Annotated in this window: 24 protein-coding genes; 15 read left to right on the top strand and 9 right to left on the bottom strand. The window is 71.2% G+C overall.

The features are described 5' to 3' along the window. The first annotated feature begins 209 nt into the window (after window positions 1-209). The 6 genes from FHX73_RS03700 (at window position 210) to FHX73_RS03675 (ending at window position 3,022) form a co-directional block, all read left to right on the top strand. Window positions 210-488: a hypothetical protein gene (locus FHX73_RS03700; RefSeq protein ID WP_145903255.1), complete on the top strand. Its 279-nt coding sequence runs from the start codon at window positions 210-212 to the stop codon at window positions 486-488. Beyond that, window positions 457-957 (top strand): DUF6879 family protein, encoded by a 501-nt coding sequence (locus FHX73_RS03695; RefSeq protein WP_145903254.1) that lies wholly within the window; start codon window positions 457-459, stop codon window positions 955-957. The genes FHX73_RS03700 and FHX73_RS03695 overlap by 32 nt, the downstream gene beginning before the upstream one ends. Before the next feature lie 4 nt (window positions 958-961). After that, window positions 962-1,813, top strand: coding sequence for a helix-turn-helix domain-containing protein (locus FHX73_RS03690; RefSeq protein ID WP_170304829.1), 852 nt, complete (start codon window positions 962-964; stop codon window positions 1,811-1,813). Further along, window positions 1,753-1,965 carry a DUF397 domain-containing protein gene (locus tag FHX73_RS47485; protein WP_170305047.1) on the top strand — a complete coding sequence of 71 codons (213 nt, stop codon included), beginning with the start codon at window positions 1,753-1,755 and terminating at the stop codon, window positions 1,963-1,965. The genes FHX73_RS03690 and FHX73_RS47485 overlap by 61 nt, the downstream gene beginning before the upstream one ends. After that, window positions 1,937-2,461 carry a DUF6879 family protein gene (locus tag FHX73_RS03680; RefSeq protein WP_145903252.1) on the top strand — a complete coding sequence of 175 codons (525 nt, stop codon included), beginning with the start codon at window positions 1,937-1,939 and terminating at the stop codon, window positions 2,459-2,461. The genes FHX73_RS47485 and FHX73_RS03680 overlap by 29 nt, the downstream gene beginning before the upstream one ends. A 300-nt stretch (window positions 2,462-2,761) precedes the next feature. Further along, entirely contained in the window at window positions 2,762-3,022 is a 261-nt protein-coding gene (locus FHX73_RS03675; protein ID WP_211786129.1) for a hypothetical protein, read from the top strand. A 66-nt stretch (window positions 3,023-3,088) separates the two neighbouring features. Here the strand turns inward: FHX73_RS03675 and FHX73_RS03670 are convergent, their stop codons facing one another. The 3 genes from FHX73_RS03670 to FHX73_RS44475 form a co-directional block, all read right to left on the bottom strand. Then, window positions 3,089-3,793 (bottom strand): alpha/beta hydrolase, encoded by a 705-nt coding sequence (locus FHX73_RS03670; RefSeq protein ID WP_281292711.1) that lies wholly within the window; start codon window positions 3,791-3,793, stop codon window positions 3,089-3,091. Window positions 3,794-3,977: 184 nt separating this feature from the next. Next, window positions 3,978-4,391 carry an NUDIX hydrolase gene (locus FHX73_RS03665; RefSeq protein WP_145903250.1) on the bottom strand — a complete coding sequence of 138 codons (414 nt, stop codon included), beginning with the start codon at window positions 4,389-4,391 and terminating at the stop codon, window positions 3,978-3,980. Further along, the gene (locus FHX73_RS44475) at window positions 4,388-4,639 is read right to left on the bottom strand and encodes a hypothetical protein (protein ID WP_170304828.1); all 252 of its coding nucleotides are present in this window, start codon (window positions 4,637-4,639) and stop codon (window positions 4,388-4,390) included. The genes FHX73_RS03665 and FHX73_RS44475 overlap by 4 nt, the downstream gene beginning before the upstream one ends. A gap of 114 nt (window positions 4,640-4,753) precedes the next feature. Here FHX73_RS44475 and FHX73_RS03655 point away from each other — a divergent pair, with 114 nt between their 5' ends. The 5 genes from FHX73_RS03655 to FHX73_RS03635 all read left to right on the top strand — a co-directional run bounded on the left by FHX73_RS03655 (window position 4,754) and on the right by FHX73_RS03635 (window position 14,639). Then, window positions 4,754-5,212: a MarR family winged helix-turn-helix transcriptional regulator gene (locus FHX73_RS03655; RefSeq protein ID WP_145903248.1), complete on the top strand. Its 459-nt coding sequence runs from the start codon at window positions 4,754-4,756 to the stop codon at window positions 5,210-5,212. Window positions 5,213-5,351: 139 nt separating this feature from the next. Beyond that, the gene (locus FHX73_RS03650; protein ID WP_145903247.1) at window positions 5,352-6,515 is read left to right on the top strand and encodes a hypothetical protein; all 1,164 of its coding nucleotides are present in this window, start codon (window positions 5,352-5,354) and stop codon (window positions 6,513-6,515) included. 195 nt (window positions 6,516-6,710) lie between these two features. Further along, window positions 6,711-7,355 (top strand): hypothetical protein, encoded by a 645-nt coding sequence (locus FHX73_RS03645; protein ID WP_246213332.1) that lies wholly within the window; start codon window positions 6,711-6,713, stop codon window positions 7,353-7,355. A gap of 78 nt (window positions 7,356-7,433) precedes the next feature. Continuing rightward, window positions 7,434-9,815, top strand: coding sequence for an SPFH domain-containing protein (locus FHX73_RS03640; RefSeq protein ID WP_145903245.1), 2,382 nt, complete (start codon window positions 7,434-7,436; stop codon window positions 9,813-9,815). Between the two features lie 87 nt (window positions 9,816-9,902). Beyond that, window positions 9,903-14,639, top strand: a complete 4,737-nt coding sequence (locus FHX73_RS03635) for a DNA repair ATPase (protein ID WP_145903244.1) — start codon at window positions 9,903-9,905, stop codon at window positions 14,637-14,639. Here the strand turns inward: FHX73_RS03635 and FHX73_RS03630 are convergent. Beyond that, complete coding sequence (locus FHX73_RS03630) at window positions 14,573-15,637, bottom strand: PucR family transcriptional regulator (protein ID WP_246213331.1); 1,065 nt, start codon at window positions 15,635-15,637, stop codon at window positions 14,573-14,575. The genes FHX73_RS03635 and FHX73_RS03630 overlap by 67 nt on opposite strands. 122 nt (window positions 15,638-15,759) lie before the next feature. Here FHX73_RS03630 and FHX73_RS03625 point away from each other — a divergent pair, with 122 nt between their 5' ends. The 3 genes from FHX73_RS03625 (at window position 15,760) to FHX73_RS03615 (ending at window position 17,823) form a co-directional block, all read left to right on the top strand. Further along, window positions 15,760-16,326 carry a TetR/AcrR family transcriptional regulator gene (locus tag FHX73_RS03625; RefSeq protein ID WP_145903242.1) on the top strand — a complete coding sequence of 189 codons (567 nt, stop codon included), beginning with the start codon at window positions 15,760-15,762 and terminating at the stop codon, window positions 16,324-16,326. 398 nt (window positions 16,327-16,724) lie between these two features. Further along, window positions 16,725-16,991, top strand: coding sequence for a hypothetical protein (locus tag FHX73_RS03620; protein WP_170304827.1), 267 nt, complete (start codon window positions 16,725-16,727; stop codon window positions 16,989-16,991). Window positions 16,992-17,196: 205 nt separating this feature from the next. Continuing rightward, window positions 17,197-17,823, top strand: a complete 627-nt coding sequence (locus FHX73_RS03615) for an HIT family protein (protein WP_145903240.1) — start codon at window positions 17,197-17,199, stop codon at window positions 17,821-17,823. A 7-nt stretch (window positions 17,824-17,830) separates the two neighbouring features. Here FHX73_RS03615 and FHX73_RS03610 read toward each other — a convergent pair whose 3' ends face one another. The 5 genes from FHX73_RS03610 to FHX73_RS03590 all read right to left on the bottom strand — a co-directional run bounded on the left by FHX73_RS03610 (window position 17,831) and on the right by FHX73_RS03590 (window position 21,900). Continuing rightward, window positions 17,831-18,808, bottom strand: a complete 978-nt coding sequence (locus tag FHX73_RS03610; protein WP_145903239.1) for an AraC family transcriptional regulator — start codon at window positions 18,806-18,808, stop codon at window positions 17,831-17,833. Window positions 18,809-18,900: 92 nt separating this feature from the next. Then, entirely contained in the window at window positions 18,901-19,938 is a 1,038-nt protein-coding gene (locus FHX73_RS03605; protein ID WP_145903238.1) for an AraC family transcriptional regulator, read from the bottom strand. 392 nt (window positions 19,939-20,330) lie between these two features. Then, window positions 20,331-20,684 (bottom strand): hypothetical protein, encoded by a 354-nt coding sequence (locus FHX73_RS47595; RefSeq protein ID WP_425461428.1) that lies wholly within the window; start codon window positions 20,682-20,684, stop codon window positions 20,331-20,333. Beyond that, window positions 20,606-20,968, bottom strand: coding sequence for a hypothetical protein (locus FHX73_RS47075; protein ID WP_145903237.1), 363 nt, complete (start codon window positions 20,966-20,968; stop codon window positions 20,606-20,608). The genes FHX73_RS47595 and FHX73_RS47075 overlap by 79 nt, the downstream gene beginning before the upstream one ends. Next, on the bottom strand, window positions 20,965-21,900 hold the full coding sequence (locus FHX73_RS03590) for a LysR family transcriptional regulator (protein ID WP_145903236.1): 936 nt from the start codon (window positions 21,898-21,900) through the stop codon (window positions 20,965-20,967). Before FHX73_RS03590 ends, FHX73_RS47075 begins: the two co-directional genes overlap by 4 nt. 76 nt (window positions 21,901-21,976) lie before the next feature. On the opposite strand from FHX73_RS03590, the gene FHX73_RS44470 reads away from it, so the two are divergent. Continuing rightward, on the top strand, window positions 21,977-22,123 hold the full coding sequence (locus FHX73_RS44470) for a hypothetical protein (protein WP_170304826.1): 147 nt from the start codon (window positions 21,977-21,979) through the stop codon (window positions 22,121-22,123). Window positions 22,124-22,128: the final 5 nt, after the last annotated feature.

Genomic DNA, 22,128 nt, shown 5'->3' with positions numbered 1-22,128 from the left:
GCAGCACTCATCCTCAGTCCCTCTCCTTCACCAACGCGGTGGGGCACTGGACAAGACCGTAGGAGCGTCGGCCGGCGGCATTCAACGAAGTTGCTCGAAGTTGCTGGAAGTCTCCTGAAAGAGGGTGCGGCGCTGCCGTCCGCTTGACCTCGGGGTAGTCGCGGGGCGAAGGTCGGATGTGACACGCGGCCGGATCAGGGAGGAGCAACATGCGGCAACAACGCAGCGACGGCGACGACTTGACCGCTACGTTCTTCTGCACGGACCCCGAGTCCCAGGGGGGCGTCGAGTGCGAGACCTTCTACGAGACCGACCGTGAGTCTTGGATCGTGCAGCTGAAGAAGCGCGGACCGAAGGTCCGGGATCAGCTCGTCGGATTGGCCGATGACGAGACGTTCGGGGAGATGTCCGGGCGGACCATGGATGTGTTCGTGCGGAAGTACGTCAGGGAGCGCTATGGAATTGATCTCGGCATCACGCCGACTTGAGCTGCTGTTCGGTCAGCCCGCCCAAGAGGTCCGGAAGCTGGAGCTCCGGGACTTCTACGAGGTGGACCGCCCGCTGTTCGAGGCGTGGCGCTCGGGCGACCGTGCGACGGTCGACGAGACGATGCGTGGGCATCGTGCGTTTCTGACCGGGAAGGCCGCTCTCGGCTTCCCCTACCGGCGTGTGCGGGTCGTCTCAGAGCCGCTCTCGGAGTACCAGCGGATGGCGGTCGAGTTGGCCGACCCCGAGGAGCGTCTTCGGTGGCTCCCCCGTGCTCTAGTGTCGTCGGTGCCCCTGCCCGGGAACGACTGTCTGATCCGTGATGACCTGGTGATCTTCAACCTCATGGGGGGAGACAACCAGCAGGCCGAGATCCAGCTCTCGACCGACCCGGACGTGGTCGGGTTCTGCAATGAGGCGTTCGATCGGGCATGGTCGCTCGGCGTCCCCAACGGTAAGTACAAGTCCTGACGGCATGTCAGACCAAGAACCATCCGAGTCCGCGAAGCGCGCATTCGGAACTCAGCTCAAGGAACTGCGTCGGGACACCAAGCTGTCGGGCGTCGAACTCGCGCGGCGCTGCGGTTGGCACAAGACCAAGGTGTCCAAGATCGAGCACGGGACACAGATCCCGACCGAGGACGACATCCAGAAGTGGGCGACGGCCTGCGGCATCGAAGGGCAGATCCCCGAACTCATCGCGGTGAGCCGTGAGATCGAGCAGATGTGGACCGACTACAAGCGCTGGCACCGGCCGGGGATGAAGCGTCTCCAGTTCCAAGCCATGGACTTGTACGCGAAGACAAGGCTCCTGCGCGTGTACGAGTCGCTGTTCATCCCCGGATTCCTACAGACCGTCGAGTACGCCAAGGCGCAGTTCGCCATCCACGCCAGGCTGCACGGTCTACCGCTGGACGACGTCGAGGAGGCCGCACAGAACCGGATGGCCCGTAAGCGCTTCCTCGGTACCGGAGCGCCGATCTTCTCGTTCCTCCTGGAAGCGTCCGCGCTGACCAACAACACGGGAGGCGCAGCGGTGATGAACGGCCAACTCGATCATCTGCTGGAGGTGATGAAGCTCCAGTACGTGTCCATCGGGATCATCCCCCAAGGCCGGGAGCGGTCGCTCTACCCGGGCGAGGGCTTCTACCTGTTCGACGAGAGCCTGCTCAAGCAGGAGTTCTGGTCGGGGGCGTTCCAGACGTCGAGACCCGAGAACATCACGTACTTCGTCCGGGTGTTCGCCGCCCTGCGGAACCAAGCCGTATTCGGCGCCGCCGCCCGATCCGAGATCGAGGCGGCTCGAAGCCGCCTTCCAGGGCCCTGAGAAGCGTCGGCTGGCAGAAATCCAGCTACAGCGGCGCGTCGAACGAGTGCGTCGAGGCCCGTGCGGTCGACGGTCTGATCCGCATCCCGGCCCGCATGGTGCCGATCCTCCGAAAGGCGTGCGATGCCGCAGAACGAACCGACCTTCGCTGAACTCCTCAGCGCCACCGAGCACTCCGCCGTACACCTGGAGATGCGCGACACCTACGCCGTCACCCAGGAGACAGAAGCCTTCGCCGCGTGGCGCGACGGATTCAGGTACGACCCCGTCGACCGGGCGTCCTGGTGGCGCCCCTTCCTGGACCTGATCAGCGAGACTGTGAACCGTGGCGTCGTCGTGCGCCGGGCCCGGATCGTCTCCGAGCCGGTCACCGAGTACATCAGGTACGAGCACTCCGGCACCTTCACCAACGTCGCTGCAGGCGAACAGGTCCGCTGGCTGCCCCGCCGACTCGCTTCTGACATCGCACTGCCCGGCAACGACTTCTGGCTGTTCGACGGCCGGTTGGTCCGCTTCCACCACTTCACCGGCGACGGCGCTTGGACCGCCGACACCTTCGACACCGAACCCGCCGTCGTGAAGCTGTGCGCCAGTGCCTTCGAAACGGTGTGGGAGCGAGCCACCCCGCACGACCGGTACACCGTCTGACCCCGCGAGCACTGGACCGCCAACCCTCATGTCCTCCCCGTCACCCAGCGCCCAGTCCGCTCGGGTCGCGGTCGCCGTCCGAGCGGCGAGCAGCTCTCGTCCAGTTCGGGCTGTCGCCCGGGAAGTCGGCCGGGTGAACGAAGTGCGGTGCGTCGTGGGGGAATATTCGAGAATCGGGGCTTCTCAACGGGCGGCTTCACGGCACGCTGGTTCAGCCCGTCCGACGGTGAGAGGAGTGGCCATGAGCCGACGACTGCGGTACATCGGAAGCAATTGACGGCCGGCCGATGCCATGGCCTGGTGCTCCTCGACTGGGAGGGCTGGGGCATGCCACCGGTCGGCTTCGACGCTGCCATGCTGCACAGCTACTCACTCCTCGTCCCGGAAGTCGCCGCACAGGTGAGGCACCACCTCGGCCACGTCCTGGAAACCCCTGCCGGCCGCTTCTCCGAACTGGCCGTCATCACCATGCTGCTCCAGAGCGCCGAGCGCGGGGACCACCTCGACCGCGCAACGCCGCTGCGAGAACGGGCAGCCTTACTGCTCGACTCGGTCGAGTAGACAGCGCTCGCGACTCTCCGAGCCGCACGGAGTCCGACAACACGACTGGCCCGTAGAGGCCACGCGTCACTGTCCGCTCCTGGAGCGTGCAATGAGCCAGTCGGCCGTCACCTCGATCGCCTCGTCCTCCCGGTCACGGGAGTCGAAGCCGTGGTCGGACCCTCGCACGGTGTGGAAGTCGCAGTTCCCGTGCCGGGCCGCCGCCTCACGTGCCACGTCGTAGGAGACGTAACTATCCTGGTCGCCATGGACGATGAGCGCCGAAGTGGCATCGGCGACGAAAGACTCACCGGGCTGCCAGTGGCGCATCTCTGCGAAGAGCACTCGGCTGAGCTCGAACTCACCGTCGAGCAGCAGCACTCCCGATTCCTCCTGCTGTTTCAGTGCCTCTGGTCCGAAGTTCTCCAGCCCCCACGGAAGCTCCGGTTCCAGGAAGGTGCGCCGCAGATCCAGCACGGGGTTCCAAAGCACCAGTCCGGCCAACTTCCCGGACAACCAGCGCAGGGAGAGGCACGTGGCCACCGCCCCGAAGCTCGCGGCGATCACGAAGAGCGGGGCGCCGGCCTCCTCGTCCTGCGCTCGATCGAGTGCGGCCTGGAGGTCGAGCAGTTCCCCTGAGATGGTGATCCCGCGCTGGCTCCCTTCACTCTCCCCATGGCCTCGAAAGGAGAACCTCAGCACCGTGAATCCAGCCGCCACGAGCGACTCGGCCAGACGCTCGAACATGCCACCCTCATCCAGGTCAGCGGCGATACCGTGAGCCTGAACCACGACTCCCCGAACGGTCCGACCATGCGGTACCGGGTGGAAGACCGCATCAAGACCCACACCGTCAGCAGCAGTAAGAGCGATCCGGTGCACGGCCTTACTCTCTGTCGTAGTGTCAATTGCCTTTAACGCTAACTGAGATAGAGCCGACCTCGCCGCCCACAGAGCCTTCGCCGAGTTTGAGTCGTCAGCTCCCGAGCGTGGTGTCCAGGAATTGCTGCACCGGCTCGTAGAGACCGTAGGGCACGTACTCGGGGATCTCGGCGAGAGTCACCCAGGCGAGCTGGTCCAGCTCCTCCGTGTCGACCACCTCGGCGGTGCCGCTGACGACCTCGCAGGCCGTGTACGACATCAGCCGGCCGGTCTTCGGGTGCACGCGCTCACCCAGGAGCTTGATTGCAGTCACATCGAGCCCGGTCTCCTCCGCAGTCTCGCGGACGGCTGCCTGCTCGGGCGACTCACCGGACTCGATCTCACCGGCCGGGAACTGCCAGGAGAGCTGGCCCTCGCTCACCCGTCTCCTCACCATCAGGACACGGCCTTCCTGAACCACGATCGCGGCGGCGATGCCCGGACGGTCCTCGGCAGTCAGTTGTGTCACGTCTGCTCCTTCAGGGCAGCCAGGACGGATGGGTAGAGCGTATCGGCGTCGATGACGCGGATCGCCGAGTTTCGAGGAACCCACACCACATCGCGGTTCTCGACGGCGTCGCTCTTGCTCGCCCCGCCAGAAGTTGCGGCATTCGCCTCCTCATCCCGGAGGTCGCCACACGGTTGAGGCACCACCTCGGCCGCGTCCTGGAAACCCCTGCCGGCCAGCTCTCCGAATTGGCCGTCATCACCGCACACGGCTCACTGTGAGCTCCGTGGGTTCAGCCGCACAGTCGCGCTTGACCTCAAGCCGGCTTGAACTCCTAGCGTTGACTGCATCGACGGGATCAACGAGAAGGGCAGGGCCCGGCCGTGGAGTACTCGCACAGCGATGCCGAACTGATCAAGCAGCCGATCGGATACTGGAGTTGGGCGGCCTACAAGGCCATCGTCAGCCGTACTCGGGGCGCGTTGGCCGAGCTCGCCCTCACGCAGCCGCAGTGGTGGGTGCTCGCCCAGCTCGCCCGTGCTGCGGAGCCGAAGACCCGCGACGACGTCTCCCGAGTGCTGCGCGACTACCTCGACACCGGGGAGGACGCCCTGGACGCCGAGATCGACGCGGCCGTCGAGTGCGGCTGGGTCTCCGAGGCCGCCGGGGGGCGACTCGATCTGACCCCCGTAGGCCGGGCGCTCTTCGACAAGGCGGCGGCCCTTCAGGGCGACCTCTGGGCCGAGCGCCACGCGGGTGTCTCCGACGAGGAGTACCTGACCACGCTGAAGGTCCTGCAGCGGTTCATCCACAACACCGGAGGCCAGGCCTGGCACCACTGAGGGCCCTGCCAGTTCGGGCAGTTCGGCTGCCCGAACGGCTCCGGTCGGCGGCTCGTGGCGACGGATCACCGGCCCGCGTAGTAGACGTGGCAGCGGGACGGCGCGAGGAAGACCGGGTTCATCGGGCAGGAGGAACGACGTGCGGACGATCGGCACCGACAAGCAGCAGCCACCGGTGGCGCGGACGGTGCCACACGGCCAGTCCGGCTCCGTTGCGCACCCCAGCCCGCTGACCGCGCGGAACATCCTCGCCCTCCAGGCCACGGCGGGGAACGCCGTCGTCGTGCAGCTGACCCGCAGCTCCGGCCCCGTGACACGCAGTCAGGCCGTCCTCAACGAGAAGACGAACGAACTCCAGCGGATCACCGAGGAGTTCTACGCACAGAAGGCCGCCAATCTCGCGCAGCTCCTCGACGGGGCCGAGGAAGGCATCGACACAAGCCAGTACGACCTGTGGTCCGGGCCGGCGAAGCCGGACATGGCGCCGGCCTACGGCGGAATCGGGCAGACCGGGGAGAGCCGGGCGAAGGCGGCCGAGGGCTTCCGGATGGACCAGACCGCCCAGCACCACAAGGCCCTGGCTCAGCTCAAGGCAGCCGGATACGACATGTCCGACTTTCCCCGCGACCCGGACTACGTAGCGGAGTTCAGCGCGTGGCTCGCCGCGAACGAGCGGGCCGGAATCCGGTACGTTCCGAGGAAGGCCCAGGCCAAGTTCCTTGAGCTCAAGGCCAACAGCTCCGGGACCGGTCAAGCCGTACTCGATCCTGAGGACTCGACAGGTGCGGGCCCGCAGCACGAACTGGTCGGGTACCACCGGGCCCAGTTCGGCTCGGCCTGGGAACCGACCTCGGACGCGGTCGCCAGGTCCTCGACGCTGGCGATGATTCCGGTCCGGAGCTTCGGGCTCGACGAGCCGCACGCCACCGAACCGAACCGCACGGCTCACCCCCGACCGCACGAAACCGTTCAGGCGCAGCGTGAGATCCCCATGGTGATCAAGCACGCCACCGACGTCGCCAACGCCCTGAGGCGCAACTCGGCGCTGCGCACCGAGATCGCCGGGCTGGTCACCGACGCGAACACGGGGGAACAACTCGCCGAACTGGCCGCTGAAGTGGCGCGGGGCGGCGGGCTCTTCGAGGAGGGCGCGCGGTTGCTCGGCCTGGAGAACGAACCGCGGGACCGCCGGAGGAGCGCTGAAACCATGCGCCACGGCAGGGACATCGCCCTCACCGGCATGAGGGAGTTCGACCGGATCCTGCATGCCGCGGGCTACCCCGCGGCCCGGGGGCACGCCTGACGCCTGACGGTGCTTCGGCGGTTGCGTGAAGGTCCTGTGAGCTGATCCAGGACGTCAAGGGGGCGTCAAGATTGCCGGGATCACGCACTGCGCGCGAGCCGGGGCCGCTGCCACTCTGACGCGTGCGGTTCCACGGAGGAGCCGCCGGGGGACGCGTAGAGGCAGGCGAGCACAGTGCGGGGCTTTCTGGGGGCGGTGACCGGGTTTCCGACCGCGGTCTTCACCTTCGCGCTGGTCGTGGTGGTGGGTTACTGGGTGCTGGTGCTCGTCGGGGGAGCGCATCTGCACGGGGCCCGGGGGCACCACGGCGGCTACGGGAACGGCCATGGCCAAGACCACGGTCACGGCCATGGCCACCGGCACGGCCACGGCGGCCTGCAGCGCGTGCTGGGCCTGGGCGGAGTGCCGATCACGGTGGCGGTGTCACTGGTGATCGCCTTCGCCTGGTTCGGCTCACTGGCGGGCGGGGTCTGGCTCGGTGGCGGGGGAGGTGCCGGCTGGCTCGCGCTGCCGTTGGCGCTGGCCACCGGGTGGGTGGGGGCCCGCCTGTCGGTGCTGCCGCTGCGGCGGCTGATGCCGGAGCCGGCCCCGCCGCCGACCCGCCGGGACTTCGTGGGCCTGGGCTGCGTGATCCGCACCGGCCGGGTCGGGCCGGACTTCGGCCAGGCCGAGGTGCGCGCGGCCGACGGCTCCTCCGCCGTGGTGCAGGTCCGGCAGAGCCTCGACGACGCAGCCGGCCCGGGCGGTGAGCTGCGGGCGGGAGCCGCCGCGCTCATCTACGACTACGACGCCGAGGGCGAGTACTTCTGGGTCATGCCCGCCCCGGCCTCCGCCACCTGACGCGACGTCGGCTGCGCCGTCGTCGGTCCGTCAACTCATTCGATCATTCCTGGCACCAGTCAGTCCAAGGGAACAGCCATGTCTGTCGTCACCATCGGTATCGGTGTGCTCGTCGCCGTCCTCCTGCTCATCGGCCTGGGCACGCTGCTGCTCTTCGGTCGGCTGTTCCGCAAGGTGGTGCAGGGCGAGGCCCTGATCATCTCCCGTCCCAAGGGCGTCGCCGTCACCTTCACCGGCGCGCTGGTGCTGCCGATGGTGCACCGCGCGGAGGTCATGGACATCTCGGTGAAGGCCATCGAGATCCACCGGGCCGGCAAGGAGGGCATGATCTGCAAGGACAACATCCGCGCCGACATCCAGATCACCTTCTTCGTCCGGGTGAACAAGACGGTCGAGGACGTCGTCAAGGTCGCCCAGGCGATCGGCACCGAGCGGGCCAGCCACCAGGAGACCCTGCAGAACCTGTTCAGCTCCAAGTTCGCCGAGGCGCTGCGCACCGTCGGCAAGCAGCTGGACTTCGCCGACCTCTACACCCACCGCGAGGAGTTCCGCGACCGCATCATCGCGGCGATCGGCACCGACCTGAACGGCTACCACCTGGAGGACGCGGCGATCGACCACCTGGAGCAGACGCCGCTCGCCCAGCTGGACCCGACCAACATCCTGGACGCCCAGGGCATCCGGAAGATCACCGAGCTGACCGCGCTGGAGCACATCCGCACCAACGACTTCCAGCGCAACGAGCAGATGGAGATCACCCGGCAGGACGTCGACGCCCGCGAGGCGGTGCTGGAGCTGGAGCGCCGCCGGGCCGAGGCGGAGATCCGCCAGCGCAAGGGCATCGAGACGCTGAAGGCCCAGGAGGAGGCCGCCACCGCGCAGGTGCAGGAGGAGGAGCGGCTCAAGGCGCAGGGCGCCGCGCTGCGCACCGAGGAACTGCTCGGCGTGCAGCGGGAGAACCAGCAGCGGGAGATCGCCGTCGCCGAGAAGAACCGCGAGCGGGTGCTCGCGGTGGAGACCGAGCGGATCGAGAAGGACCGGATGCTGGAGGTGGTCAACCGCGACCGCGAGGTGCAGCTGGCCAAGGCCGAGATGGAGAAGGAGGTCGAGGCCGAGAAGCGCGGGGTTGCCGAGGTGGTGCGCGAGCGGATCGCGGTCGAGCGCACCGTCGCCGAGCAGGAGGAGGAGATCAAGCGGGTCCGGGTGGTCCAGGAGGCCGAGCGCACCCGGCAGAGTGTGATCATCGCCGCCGAGGCGGAGGCGCAGGAGCAGCTGGTCAAGGACATCAAGGCGGCCGAGGTCGCCGAGCAGACCGCGCACCTGCGGGCCAAGGAGCAGCTGGTGCTGGCCGAGGCCGGCCAGAAGAGCGCCGAGCTGGAGGCCGCCGCCAACCTGCGCCGGGCCGAGGGCGAGCGGGCGCTGGCCGGTGCGGTCGGACTGGCCGAGGCCGAGGTGGCGGAGCGTCAGGCGCTGGCCGACGCGGCCGGTGTCCGGGCCCGGCTGGAGGGCGAGGCGGCCGGTCTGAAGGAGAAGGCGGAGGCGATCGAGAAGGTCGGTCTGGCCGAGGCCGCCGTCGCGGAGCGCAAGGCCAACGCCGAGGCCGCCGGCATCCGGGAGAAGCTGCTGGCCGATGCGTCCGGCGTCCGGGCCCGCCTGGAGAGTGAGGCCGCGGGCCTGCAGGAGAAGGCGGCCGCGATCCAGAAGGTCGGCCTGGCGGAGGCCGCGGTGGCCGAGAGCAAGGCCAACGCGGAGGCGGCGGGCATCCGGGAGAAGCTGCTGGCCGACGCGGCCGGTGTCCGGGCCCGGCTGGAGAGCGAGGCGGCCGGTCTGAAGGAGAAGGCCGAGGCGATCGAGAAGGTCGGCCTGGCGGAGGCCGCGGTGGCCGAGCGGATGGCGAGCGCGGAGGCCGCCGGCATCCGGGAGAAGCTGCTCGGCGAGGCCGCAGGCCTGGAGAAGAAGGCGATTGCGATGGCCGCCCTCGACGAGGTCTCCCGCTCGCACGAGGAGTTCCGGCTGCGACTGGCCGCCGACAAGGACGTCCGGATGGCCCAGCTGGAGGTCCAGGCGAAGGTGGCCGAGGCGCAGGCGTCGGTGCTGGCGGCCGGCCTGGAGAGCGCGGACATCGACATCGTCGGCGGTGACAGCGTCTTCCTGGACAAGCTGGTCGGCGCGATCTCCTTCGGCAAGTCGATCGACGGGGCGGTGCAGGGCTCGGACATCGTCCAGGCACTGGGCGCCGACTGGCTGAGCGGCGAGCGCAAGTTCAGCGACGACGCGACCGAGGTGCTGCGCGGCCTGGCGGCCGGCGGACCGTGGAACCTGGCGATGCTGACCCGGCTGCTGGGCAGTGCCGGTGACGGCGTCCTCCCGGCCGAGCCGGTGCGGGTCGTCGTCAACGCAGCGGGCAACGCAGCGGGCAACGGCACGGGCAGCGGCGCGGGCAGCGGCACGGGCAAGTAGTCCAACGTCCGACGGGCAGCGGACAAGTAGTCCGCTGCCCGACAGTCCGTCAGAACACCAGTCAGGCAAGGGGAAACGGGAACAGCCATGGGCGTCGAGGGCGGCACCTACCAGATCCTGCGGGCACGGCTCGCCGAGCGCGCGGCGGAACTGGGGCGGCGGGCGGCGGAGTTGAACGCCCACCGGCAGGAGGCCTTCGGCGCCCGGGCGCTTGAGCTCGCGGCCTCCGCCCGGCCGCGCACCGCGGGGGAGGGCGCGGCCTGCGGGATCGTCGCGGTGCGCCCCGGCGCGCTGCTGCTGGGCACCACCGCCCCCGACCTCGGCGCCGGCCTGCTCTCGCTGCACGCCCCCGACGGCACGGCGCTGGACAGCGGCGCCGTGCCCGGCCTGCTCGACGACGAGCGGTTCCACCGCGACCTGGCCGAACTGCTCCGCTACTACCGCGACGCCCGCCTCGCCGACCTGCTGCGCACCCCCTCCGGGCGGCTGCTCGCGGTCTTCCGCACGGGCGAGAACGACGGCGACCAGCGGGTGCTCAGCTGGCAGTTGACGGACCATCAGGTCGAGTACCTGGGCAACCACGGCGAACGCGACCTCCCGCAGCCGCCCGCCTACGAGCTGCCGTGGACCGTCACCGGGCGCGAGCACCACGACCGCGGGCGGATCCGGATCGAGGGCGGCGGGGGCGCCGTCTCCGTCGCCACCACCGGCGGCAGCCTGACCGTCCACGCGCTGCCCGGAGACCGGCCGCTGTACGAGGAGGAGGTGGTCGAGCCGCTGCAGAGCCTGGCGGACGCCACCGTCGCCTACGCCGAGACCGGACCGCTGCTGCTCCTGCGGATCCGCCCCTACAACGAGCCGGCCGACCGCTACCTGGTCGTCAACACCCGCACCGGATCGGTGCGCCGGCAGGACTCGCTCGGCCTCGGCGCCCGGCTGCTGCCCGCCGAGCAGGGCCTGATCTTCCCCGGCGGCTACGAACTGGCCGACGGCACCCACCGGGCGTTCCGCACCGAGGGCGCCCAGGGCCAGAGCGGCCTGCGCTTCGACGCCGTGCTGCCCTCGCCCAACGGCGAGGACCTGCTCTACGTGCTGCGCCGACCCGGGCACGCCCAAGTCCTGCTGCTGCCCTGGAACACGGTCCGCCGCGAGGCCGCCGCCGCCCTGCACGGCGCCGCGCACACCCTGCTCCCCGACGGCACCCTGGTGCTGCTCAAGCCGGACCGCGAGCCGGTCCGCACCCACGAACTCCAGCTCTGGCAGACCCCGTTCCAGTCCGCCGACCACGCCGCCGCCCAACCCGTCGGCGACGGACCGCTGGCCCGGATCGGCAACGCCGACCTGGTGCGCGGCATCGCCGACTGCCTCGACGTGGTCCGCACCGCCACCGCGGCCGCCGACGCGTCGGGGCCGGAGACGGCCGCCGAGCTGATCCTGGACGCCTGCGCCAGGACCGCCGACCGCCACTACTGGCTCGGCGACACCGGCCTGCTCGAACCGCTCGCCGAACTGCGCGAAGCCGCCGAGCAGGTGGCCGCCGAACAGGACCGGATCCGGGCGCTGGCCGGCCGCGCCGCACAGGCGCTGGAACGGGCCGCCGGCGAGGCCGCCGCCCTGCTGCGCCGCTCGCATGGCGAGCCGCCCGCCGACGCCGACGCCTGGACCGGGCTGCTCGCCGAGCTGCGCCAGGCCCAGGGCCGCACCCGCGCCCTGCGCGACCTGCCCCAACTCGACCTGGCGGCACTGGAGAAGGTCGAGGCGGAGCTGGCCGCCGAGCTGACCGCCGCGACCGAGCGCGCCTTCGCCTTCTTCGCCGGACCCGATGCCTTCGCCGCCCCGCTCGACGCGGCCCGGGCCGCCGCCGAGCACGCCGAGTCGGTCACCACCGCCGCCGAGGCGACCGCGCTCGCCGACCGCCTGACCGAGCAGGCCGACGCCCTGGCCACCGTCACCGACCTGGTCACCGGCGCCGTCGCGGCCGACCCGACCGCCGGAACGGCCGTGCTGCTGACCATCGGTGAGGTGCTGTCGGCCGTCAACCGGGCCCGCGCGGTGCTCGCCAACCGCCGCCGCGCACTGCTCGACGCCGAACACCGGGCCGCGCACGCCGCCGAGTCGGCGCTGCTCGCCCAGGCCACCACGGCCGCCCTCGCCGCCGCCGACACCCCGGCCGGCTGCGACGACCAACTCGCCCGCCTGCTGCTGCGGGTGGACGCCCTGGAGGCCCGGTTCGCCGAGGCCGAGGACCTCGCCGCCGACCTGGCGGTGCGCCGGGAGGAGCTGAAGCAGGCCTTCGCCGCCCGCCGCCAGACCCTGCTGGACGAGGCCGCCGCCCGCGCCGACCGGATCGCCGCCTCCGCCGAGCGGGCCCTCGCGGCGCTGCGCCGCCGACTCGCCGGCCAGACCTCCGCCACCGAGATCCACGCCGCCCAGGCCGCCGACCCGATGGCGGTGCGGGTGCGCGCCGCGGCCGCGGAACTGCGCGGGCTCGACGACCAGGTCCGCGCCCAGGAACTGCTGGACGCGCTCTCCGGCGCCGTCGGCACCGCGCTGCGCGACCTGCGCGACCGCGCCGACCTGTCCGCCGACGGCGGCGCGAGCGTGCGGCTGGGCCGCCACCGTTTCGCGGTCCGCCGCGAACCCGTCGAGCTGACCCTGCAACCCGAGGGCGAGGGCCTCGCCTTCCTGGTCACCGGCACCGGCTACCGCAGCCCCGCCGACCTGCCGCAGCTGCTGGCCGGGCGCGAGTTCTGGACCCAGCCGCTGGTCAGCGAGTCCCCGGCGCTCTACCGGGCCGAGTACCTGGCCGCCGGGCTGCTGTCCGCGGCCGAGGACGGCGAGGAGCCGCTGCTCGACCAGGTCCGCCGCGCCGCCGAACGCGCCTACGACGAGGGCTACGAGCGCGGCGTCCACGACCACGACGCCGCGCTGATCCTCGACGCGCTGCTGCGCCTGCGGGCCGGCGCCGGCCTGCTCGAACACCCCGCCCCGGTGCGCGCCGCCGCCCAACTGTTCTGGGCGCACGGCGCCGACGGCGGGCAGCGGGCCGGCTGGCAGCGCCGGGCCCGCTCACTGGCCCGGGCCGCCGACCACTTCGGCGCGGCCGGATCGGCGGCGGCCCGCTCCGAACTCGCGGCCGAACTCTCGTCCGCCGCCGGGCAGTTCGCGGACTCTCTCGGGCTGCTCGGCGCAGCGGCCCGAACCGGGGACTACCTGCTCGCCGAACTCGCCGACCCGCGCGAGGGGTTCGCCGCCGCCGGCACCGCCCGCACCCTGCTCGACGGCTTCCGGCAGACCGCCGGCGCCGCCGCCCTGGCCGACGACCTGCGGGCGCTGGCCGACGACCTGCCCGCCCGCCACCAACTCGCCGCCGCCTGGCTCGGCTCCTACGCGGGCCCGGACGCCGAGGGCCTCGACGAGGCCGTCGCCCAGCTCTGCGCACCCGAGCTGCCGCGCTACCCGGTCGACGCCCCGGTCGGCGAGACCGTCACCGGCCTGCTCGGCGCCCACCCGCGCCTCACCGACGGCCGGCTGACCGTGCGGATCGACCAACTGCCCGACCTGGCCCGCAGCTTCCGCGAGGAGCGGGCCCCGGCCTTCCGGGCCTTCCAGCGCCGGCGCGCCGACCTGCTGGCCGCCGAACGCACCCGGCTGCGGCTGGACGACTACCGGCCCCGCCCGCTGGCCGGCTTCGTCCGCAACCAGCTCATCGACCAGGTCTACCTGCCGCTGCTCGGCGACAACCTGGCCAAGCAGCTGGGCACCCTCGACGCCGGCGCCGGAGCCGACCGCAGCGGCCTGCTGCTGCTCCTCTCCCCGCCCGGGTACGGCAAGACCACCCTGCTGGAGTACGTCGCCGACCGCCTCGGCCTGCTCATGGTCCGGGCCGACGGCCCGGCCCTCGGCACCGCCACCACCTCGCTCGACCCCGACCGCGCGCCCGACGCCGCCGCCCGCCGCGAGGTCGAGAAGATCGTCTTCGCCCTGGAGGCGGGCAGCAACGTGCTGCTGCACGTCGACGACATCCAGCACGTCTCGGCCGAACTGCTGCAGAAGTTCATCCCGCTCTGCGACACCCAGCGCCGCATCGAGGCGGTCAGCGGCGGCACCGCCCGCAGCTTCGACCTGCGCGGCCGCCGGTTCGCCGTCTGCCTGGCCGGCAACCCGTACACCGCGAACGGCGAACGCTTCGAGATCCCCGACATGCTGGCCAACCGTGCCGACGTGTGGAACCTCGGCGAGGTTCTGACGGGCCATCAGGACCTCTTCGCCCTCTCCTTCCTGGAGAACGCGCTGGCCGCCAACCCGGTGCTGGCCCCGCTGGCCGGCGCCGACCCGGCCGACCTGCGGCTGCTGGTCGCACTCGCCGACGGCGACCCGGCCGCCCAGGCCGACCAACTCACCCAGCCGGTCGCCGAGCTGGAGCGCGCGGTGGCCACGCTCACCCGGCTGCGCCGGGTCCAGCGCACCGTCCTCGCCGTCAACAGCGCCTACATCGCCTCCGCCGCCCAGGCCGAGACCACCCGCACCGAACCGCCCTTCCTGCTCCAGGGCTCCTACCGCACCATGGCCCAACTCGCCGCCCGCGTCGACCCGGTGCAGACCGACGCCGAGGTCGAGGCGCTGCTCGACGACCACTACCTGGCCGAGGCCCGCACCCTCGGCAGCGCCGCCGAGGCCAACCTGCTGGCCCTCGCCCACCTGCGCGGCCGGGCCACCCCCGAGCAGGCCGCCCGCTGGGGCGTCCTGCGCTCGGCTCACTCCGCCGGATCGTCCGGCCAGCCGAGCAGCCTCGCGCCGAGCACCGCCGTCTCCAACGTGTAGCGCTGCAACGCGTCGTCCGGGTCCAGGCCGGTCAGCCGGACGATGTGCGCGATCCGGTACGCCAACGCCCGCACGCTCAGGCCCAGCCGGCGCGCCGCCTCCGCCGTCACGTACCGCGAGTCGGCGTAGGCGATCAGCGTCTCCACCAGCGGCCGGGCGCCGCCGCGCGCCTTGCGCAGCGGCCCCAGCACGCCGTGCACCAGTTCCTCCAGCGCCTCCCGGTCGCGCAGCAGCACCGGCAGCACCAGCAGGTCGGCCGCGTGCAGCAGCTGCTCGGGCAGGCCCAGTTGGTCCGCCTGCTCCAGCGCCGCGCGCGCCTCCTCGTACGAGTGCACCACGCCGCCCGGCCCGCTGTGCGGCCGGCCCACCACCACCCGCCGACCCGGCGTCAGCTCCGCGAACGCCTTGACCGCCGCGTCCTCGCCCGGCCCCGACGGCATGATGCACACCAGCCGCCCGTGCTTGACCGCCAGCAGCACCTCCTGCTCCCCGAACCGGCCCAGCAACTGCCGCTCCAAGGCGCGCACCAGCGGGTCGTCCAGGTCGTAGCCGTCGCCTTCCGCCACCGCCACCACGTGCGCACAGGCCAGGTTGAGGCCGAACCGCTCGGCGTGCTCGGCCAGCCGCCCCAAGTCGCTGCGGCTGCTCAGCAGGTCCGCGACGAACTCCCGCCGCCCCGCTTCCTCCCGCTGCAACCGCTCCCGGTACGCCCGCCCGTGACCGGCCGCCAGCGCGCCGATCCCCGCCCGCAGCGCCGCCATCGACGCCGCGTCGACCGGCTGCCCCTCCCACACCCGCCCGGCCTCGGCCAGCCGCTCGTCCACCAGCTCCGCGAGCCCCCGCCCGTCCTCGGCCGCCCGGTCCCCGTACTCCCGCAGCGCGTCCAACTCCTCGCGCCGCAGCCGGCGCCCGCTCTGGCCGACCTCCACCAGCACCTGCGCCCACGCGCCGCCGTCGAACGGCACCCCCGCCTGCGACCCACCCCTGACGGTGCCCAACTCCCGCTTCCTCCCACCAGACCCACACGAACGACAGCGACCCGCCAGGGTACCGGGTGGGCCCGCACGGCCCGCCCCCCGACTGCTCATCACGGGAGGCGAAAGGCTGGGACGATGGTCCGATGACGACGCCACCGCCGCCCCCGCGTGACCAGGTCGCCGTACTGATCCTGGACCGGGCGGCCGCCCTGCTGGCCGAGCCGGGCACCGCCGCGGGCATGACCGACATCGCGCGCGCCGCCGGCGTCGGCCGGGCCACGCTCTACCGCTACTACCCCAGCCGCCAGGCGCTGCTGGACGCGCTGGCCGACGCCGCCGTCGACGACCTCGGCGACCGCCTCGAAGCGGCCGGCCTCGCCCACCTCCCGGTCCGCGACGCGATCGCCCGGGTCTGCCACGCCTTCGTCACCACCGGCGCCAAGTACATCGCCCTGCGGCACACCGGCCACAAACCGGCCGACCCCACCGCCACCGACCGCCGCATCGGCACCCCCTTGCGCGCCCTGGTCCGCCGCGGCATCACGGACGGCACCCTGCGCGGCGACCAGGAACCGGACATCACCCTCACCTTCTTCGCCGCCCTCCTCGAAGCCGGCCTCACCCTGACCCCCCACCTCGGCCCGGCCCGCGCCGCCGCAACGGTCACCACCCAGTTCCTCGACGGCGCGAGCCCCCGTCGGCGCTCGTAGGAATTCCGATCTTCTTCGGAGTGCCACTCGGAAAGGGCTCCGTCGGTGCCGATTGCAGGGGATCCACACCAGCGGAAACGTTGAACGCATACGTCACCACAAAGCCTGAGCCATCGTCGTCCGGCGAGGTCGACCGCCATGCCGACTACGTCTCCTGATGCCGAAGTTTCTCTGGTGGCCAGTCACTTCCCGTGCTAAACGGTGCTGCATGAATCCGGCGAACATCTGACGCAAATCGGATAGCTGCGGCAACTGCGTTGTTTCCATTGACCGTTCGAATCGCGAGCGGTACCTTCACAATGCTCTGTCATGATTGTTCAGCTGGCCATGTGACTCCTGACCTGCGGGGCTGTGCCCCATGTCGGGTGTTCGCCGGCCACTACGTCAGGAGGTCCGAAATGGTTGGGAAGTTTACCCGTGTCGGATTGGTCGCACTGCTCATGACCGGTACCGCAATGGTGGGCGCGATGCCCGCGGAGGCAGCTCAGGTGCACGCCAAGCCGCAGATCGGGCCGTCGTCCGAGTACGTCATCGATTTCTACAGCGACGCGCAGCACACCCTCCTCGTCGGCATACGCCAGAACGGCCCGTGCGGCGCGTTCTCCTATGGGGTGACCACTCCGTACGCCGTCGGCGGATACGTGCCCTGCACTCTGAATCGTTGAGCAGTACAAGTCAATTGAGTGAGCCGGAACGACCGGCTGCCGCGTGAATTCCGATTCCGGGCGCCGGTCGCGTCCGCGGATGGGCCTGCTGGGCGGTGCGATCGCCGCCCAGCAGGCCACGCGCGGCCCGTAGTTCGCCCGCTCGCCCGCGGTGCCCGGTGGATCACCGGTACCGATCGCGGTCGAACATCAGTAGTGTTCCGCCATGGCACTGCGACCCGATGAGTTCTACGCCCACGCACGCTCCGCCGCCGACGCCGAGGCGCGCCTCCCGCTGGCCCGGATGACGGGGTGGGACATCAGCCCGTTCGAGCAGGAGGGCCTGCGCGTCGCGCCGCTGCGGCCGCCGGTCGTGCCCGAGCCCGCGCGGCACGGTGAGGACCCGGCGGACTGCGGCTCGTGCCGCAGTCGGGACGAGGGGATCTGGCTGAACGAGCGCTGGCGGCTCACCCAGATCAAGGGGGTGGGCGTGCCGCTGGTGCTGATGCTGCACCCGCGCGAGCACTACGACCTGGCCGACCTGCCGGACGAACTGGCCGCCGAACTCGGCGTGTTGACCACCCACATCGCCCGCCACATCCAGGCACTGCCGCACATCTCCCGGGCCCACGTCTACCGCATCGGAGACGGTGGCGCCCACCTGCACATCTGGTTCTTCGCCCGTCCCGAGGGGCAGGCCCAGCTGTACGGGTCGTGGATGGTCATCTGGGACGACCTGCTCCCGGAGTACCCCGGCGACGTGGCCGAGGCGGACGCTGCCGTCGTGGCGGACGCGCTGGTCGCCTCCTACGGCGGCCACCGGCCGGCCGTCGCCGAGTTGCCGCACGTCTGATCCGCGGTCACATCGCGGTCCCCTTGGCGGCGTGGTGTCGGTGGTCCGTGGGTGAGATCCCGTAGGCGGTGCGGAAGGCGCGTGTGAAGTCGGAGGCGTGGCGGAAGCCCCAGCGGGCGGCGACGGTGTGGACGGGCGTCGTCCGTTGGGCTGGGTCGGCCAGGTCGCGGTGTGCGGCTTCCAGGCGCAGGCGGCGCAGGTAGCCGGCGACGGTGGTGCCTTCTTGGCGGAACAGTTGGTAGAGGTAGCTGCGGGAGATGTGCAGTGCTGCGGCGACCTGATCCGGTGTCAGCTCGGGGTCGGTCAGGTTGTGGCGGAGGAAGGCCTGGGCGCGCAGGAACAGGGTCCGGCGGCGGGACTCCGGCGGCAGTGCGGCGTCGGCGTCGAGGGTGTGGGCGAACAGCGCGGTCGTGAGGTGGGCGATGACCGTGCTCAGACGTGGGGCGTCCGTCGGGTGGTAGGGGCTGGTGTCGGCGGCCAGTTGGGTGAGGAACTGGGCCAGCAGCGCGCCGACTCCTTCCTGGCCGGACAGGTGCAGGCCGATCACCTGGTCGGCCCGGTTCGAGGGCAGCAGGAGCTGGGAGCGGGGGACTTCGAGCCCGATGATGGTGACCGACTCCGATCCGCTGATGACTTCGAACGGGGCGGAGGTGGAATTGCTGTGGAAGTTGCCGGGGTGGTACGTGGCCTCCCGGCGGTCCCACCGGGCTCCGCCGGCGCCGCTCACGAGGAGCGACAGGTGGTAGGTCTCGGGATCGGACTGCCGGATGAGCTTCGGGGTGCGGCGGAAGACGACCTGCTGGAACGTCGTCGGGTAGACGGTGACTTCACCGAGGGCGATGACGCTCTGGCGCGCCTTGAAGTCGGCCGCGAACTCGCTGGTCATCTGCATGGGTGCGTGGCTCTGGCCCATGAGGTCGCACCAGGCGTCGAACCGGTCCGCAGCCGGCAGGTCCTCGCTGCGGAACAGCGTCTGCGTCAGCACGATCAAACCCACCCTTGAAGCATCGGTCACTGATGGGATGCATCCGCTCACAGCACAGAGCCGGCGGTCAACCCAAGGCTCGCACCGAGCGGTCAGCTTTCACCCGGTGCCGACAGCGTGACCGCATTCCGACGGGATTCCTCACCGCTCCAGCTACTCGACCTCGCCTTGGCGGCGTGGTGTCGATGGTCCGTGGGTGAGATCCCGTAGGCGGTGCGGAAGGCGCGTGTGAAGTCGGAGGCGTGGCGGAAGCCCCAGCGGGCGGCGACGGTGTGGACGGGCGTCGTCCGTTGGGCTGGGTCGGCCAGGTCGCGGTGTGCGGCTTCGAGTCGCAGGCGGCGCAGGTAGCCGGCGACGGTGGTGCTTTCTTGGCGGAACAGTTGGTAGAGGTAGCTGCGGGAGATGTGCAGTGCTGCGGCGACCTGATCCGGTGTCAGCTCGGGGTCGGTCAGGTTGTGGCGGAGGAAGGCCTGGGCGCGCAGGAACAGGGTCCGGCGGCGGGACTCCGGCGGCAGTGCGGCGTCGGCTTCGAGGGTGTGGGCGAACAGCGCGGTCGTGAGGTCGGCGATGACGGTGCTCAGGCGAGGGGCGTCCGCCGGTCGGTAGGGGCTGGTGTCGGACACCAGCTGGGCGAGGAACTGCGCCAGCAGCGCACCGACACCCTCCTGTCCGGACAGGTGCAACCCCATCACCTGGTCGGCCCGGTTCGAGGGCAGCAGGAGCAGCGAGCGGGGGACTTCGACGCCGATGATGGCGACCGACTCCGGCCCCCCGAAGGCCTCGTACGGGGCGGAGGTGGAGCTGGTGTGGAAGTCACCGGGCCGGTAGACCGCCTCCCGCCGGTCCCACCGGGCGCCACCGTTGCCGTTGACCATCAGCGACAGGTGGTAGGTCTCGGGATCGGACTGCCGGATGAGCTTCGGGGTGCGCCGGAAGACCACCTGCTGGAACGACGTCGGGTAGACCGTGACGGCCCCGAGCGCGATCACGCTCTGGCGCGCCTTGAAGTCCGCCGCGAACTCGCTGGTCATCTGCATGGGCGCGTGGCTCTGGCCCATGAGGTCGCACCAGGCGTCGAACCGGTCCGCAGCCGGCAGGTCCTCGCTGCGGAACAGCGTCTGCGTCAGCACGATCAAACCCACCCTTGAAGCATCGGTTGCCGATGAGCTGCGCCCGCCCCCGGCACGGAGCCAGCAGTCAATCCAAGGTTTCTGAATGCGCGATAAATGGCCTGCTGGGGCGGGAACTTCCGTACCCGGACGAGTGGACACGGCGTCAAGAACCTTGTGCACCCGCCGCTAAAGACGCCCGAGCGGGGCCGACCGGACGATGGAGTCAGCAGCCATAGTCACTCTCGAAGGAACGGGGTCCTTGGACGATGAACGACAACTCGGCACGCACAAGACGGTGGTGGCGCGAAGCGGCTGTGGCCGGCGCGATCGCGGCGGCGGCGCTGGTCGGCACGCCCGGCAGCGCCCTCGCCGCACCCGCCCCGCAGCCCGCCCCGCAGTCCTTCGCCGGCTCACACGCGGCGAGTGCCGGTGCCCCGACCGGGGGCACAGCTGAGAACGCGAGCGTTGCCCCGGGGAGGAACTGGACTGGTTCCGCCAGTACTTCGAGCGGTCTCTGCAGTCCGCCCGAGTGCCCCTGACCCGACCGTACGAGGCGCTCCGGGCGTTTCGGCAACAGCGCGGCACAGGGCCTGCCGGCGGGCCCGGGTCTTCGGCTCCGGCCCGTTGACGACGATCGAGCTCAGCAGCGTCGGCTCGCCGTCGAACTCGACGGAGATCTTGCGGTTCAGCAACTCCGCGTAAAGAAGCCGGAGTTCCACCCGGGCGAGCATGCTGCCGACGCAGAAGTGCTCGCCGAAGCCCAGCGCCAGGTGCCGGTTGGGCTGGCGCGAGATGTCGAAGGTGTCGGGGTCCTTGAAGACCGTTCGGGGCTCAGCCGCTTGCCGTCGATCTCGGCGGTCGCCAGCACGCTCACCAGGTCGTCGCCCGGGTCTGCCGCCTTGATCGACTGCAGCTTCTCGAAGTAGCTCATGATGTCGAGGTGGGCGAACCGGCGGGTGAGCGCGTCACCGGCGCCGAAGGCGTCGCTCGTCAGCTTGAACAGGTGCTCCCAGTCCTCGCTGGGCACACCCATCATCTTGCAGATCACGTAGAGCGGAATCCGGGCGGCGACATTCCGGGGATCTCTTCTTGCGTGTCAGCCTTCGGCCGAGCGCGCACGAGGTGATCGACCAGCGCCGAGGCCGCCGGGTTCCGCAGGCTCGGCCCGCGGCCGGTGAGGACGATGGTGCGGCCGGGCTCGGGTTGGCGGATCCGGACGCACGGCAGGCCCGCGGCCTCGCCGATGCGGCGGGGGACGAAGGCCACGCCGATGCCGGCCCGCACCAGGTCCACGAGCATGCCGATCTGGGTCACGTCGCAGGTGATGCGGCGGTCCAGGCCGCAGTGGGCGGCGAGCCGGCGCACGGCGCTCTCCAGGCCCGTGCCCGCGCGGAAGTCGATGAAGGACTCCTGGCCGAGGTCCCGGATGAACGTGCGGCCGGCCTGCGCGAGCGGGTGCCCGGGGGCCGTGATCAGCACCAACTCCTCCTGCCAGGAGGCGAACTCGACCAGGCCGTCGGGGAGTACGGCGGCGTCGGGGGCGAGGTAGGCCAGGTCCAGCTCGCCCGCGCGCAGGCCCGCGTACAGGTCGTCGACCGGCGCGTCGCGCACCGACACCTGGATGCCGGGCCAACGCCGGTGGAACAGCGCCAACTCGGCGGGCAGGTCCACGCAGGTGAGGGTCTGGATGGTGCCGATGGCCACCCGCCCGGTGGTCAGGCCGGTCACCGCCGCGACGGCCTCCCGCGCCGCCTCGGCCCCCGCGAGCAGCGCCCGGGCCTGCGGCAGCAGCGCTCGCCCGGCCTCGGTGAGCACCACGCGGCGGCCGGTGCGGTCGAACAGGTCCGCCCCCAACTCGCGCTCCAGGTTGCGGATGGACGTGCTGAGCGCCGACTGCACGATGAGTTCCGACCGGGCGGCGGCCGTGAAGGTGCCCTCGGTGACGACCGCCAGGAAGTGGCGGAGCTGACGCATCTCCATCCATCGACTCTATCGATGGCAGGAAGTGAAACGATCTGTTGGACCGACCGCACCGGATCGCCGGATCCTGCTGGGCATGGATCACGTACCCGCCCTGTGGACCGCCGCCTACGCCCCCCGCCGGCCCGCCGCCGTGCGCGCCCTCGCCCGCCAACTCGTCCGCCTGCGCTGCTTCGTGCGCGCCCTCGCGGTGGCGGACCACCTCCCGTTCGGGGGGCTCTAGCAAGC

Origin of the sequence: Kitasatospora viridis, assembly GCF_007829815.1 — a bacterium.
Classification (GTDB): domain Bacteria; phylum Actinomycetota; class Actinomycetes; order Streptomycetales; family Streptomycetaceae; genus Kitasatospora; species Kitasatospora viridis.
This window is presented reverse-complemented; position numbering and strand designations above follow the sequence as displayed.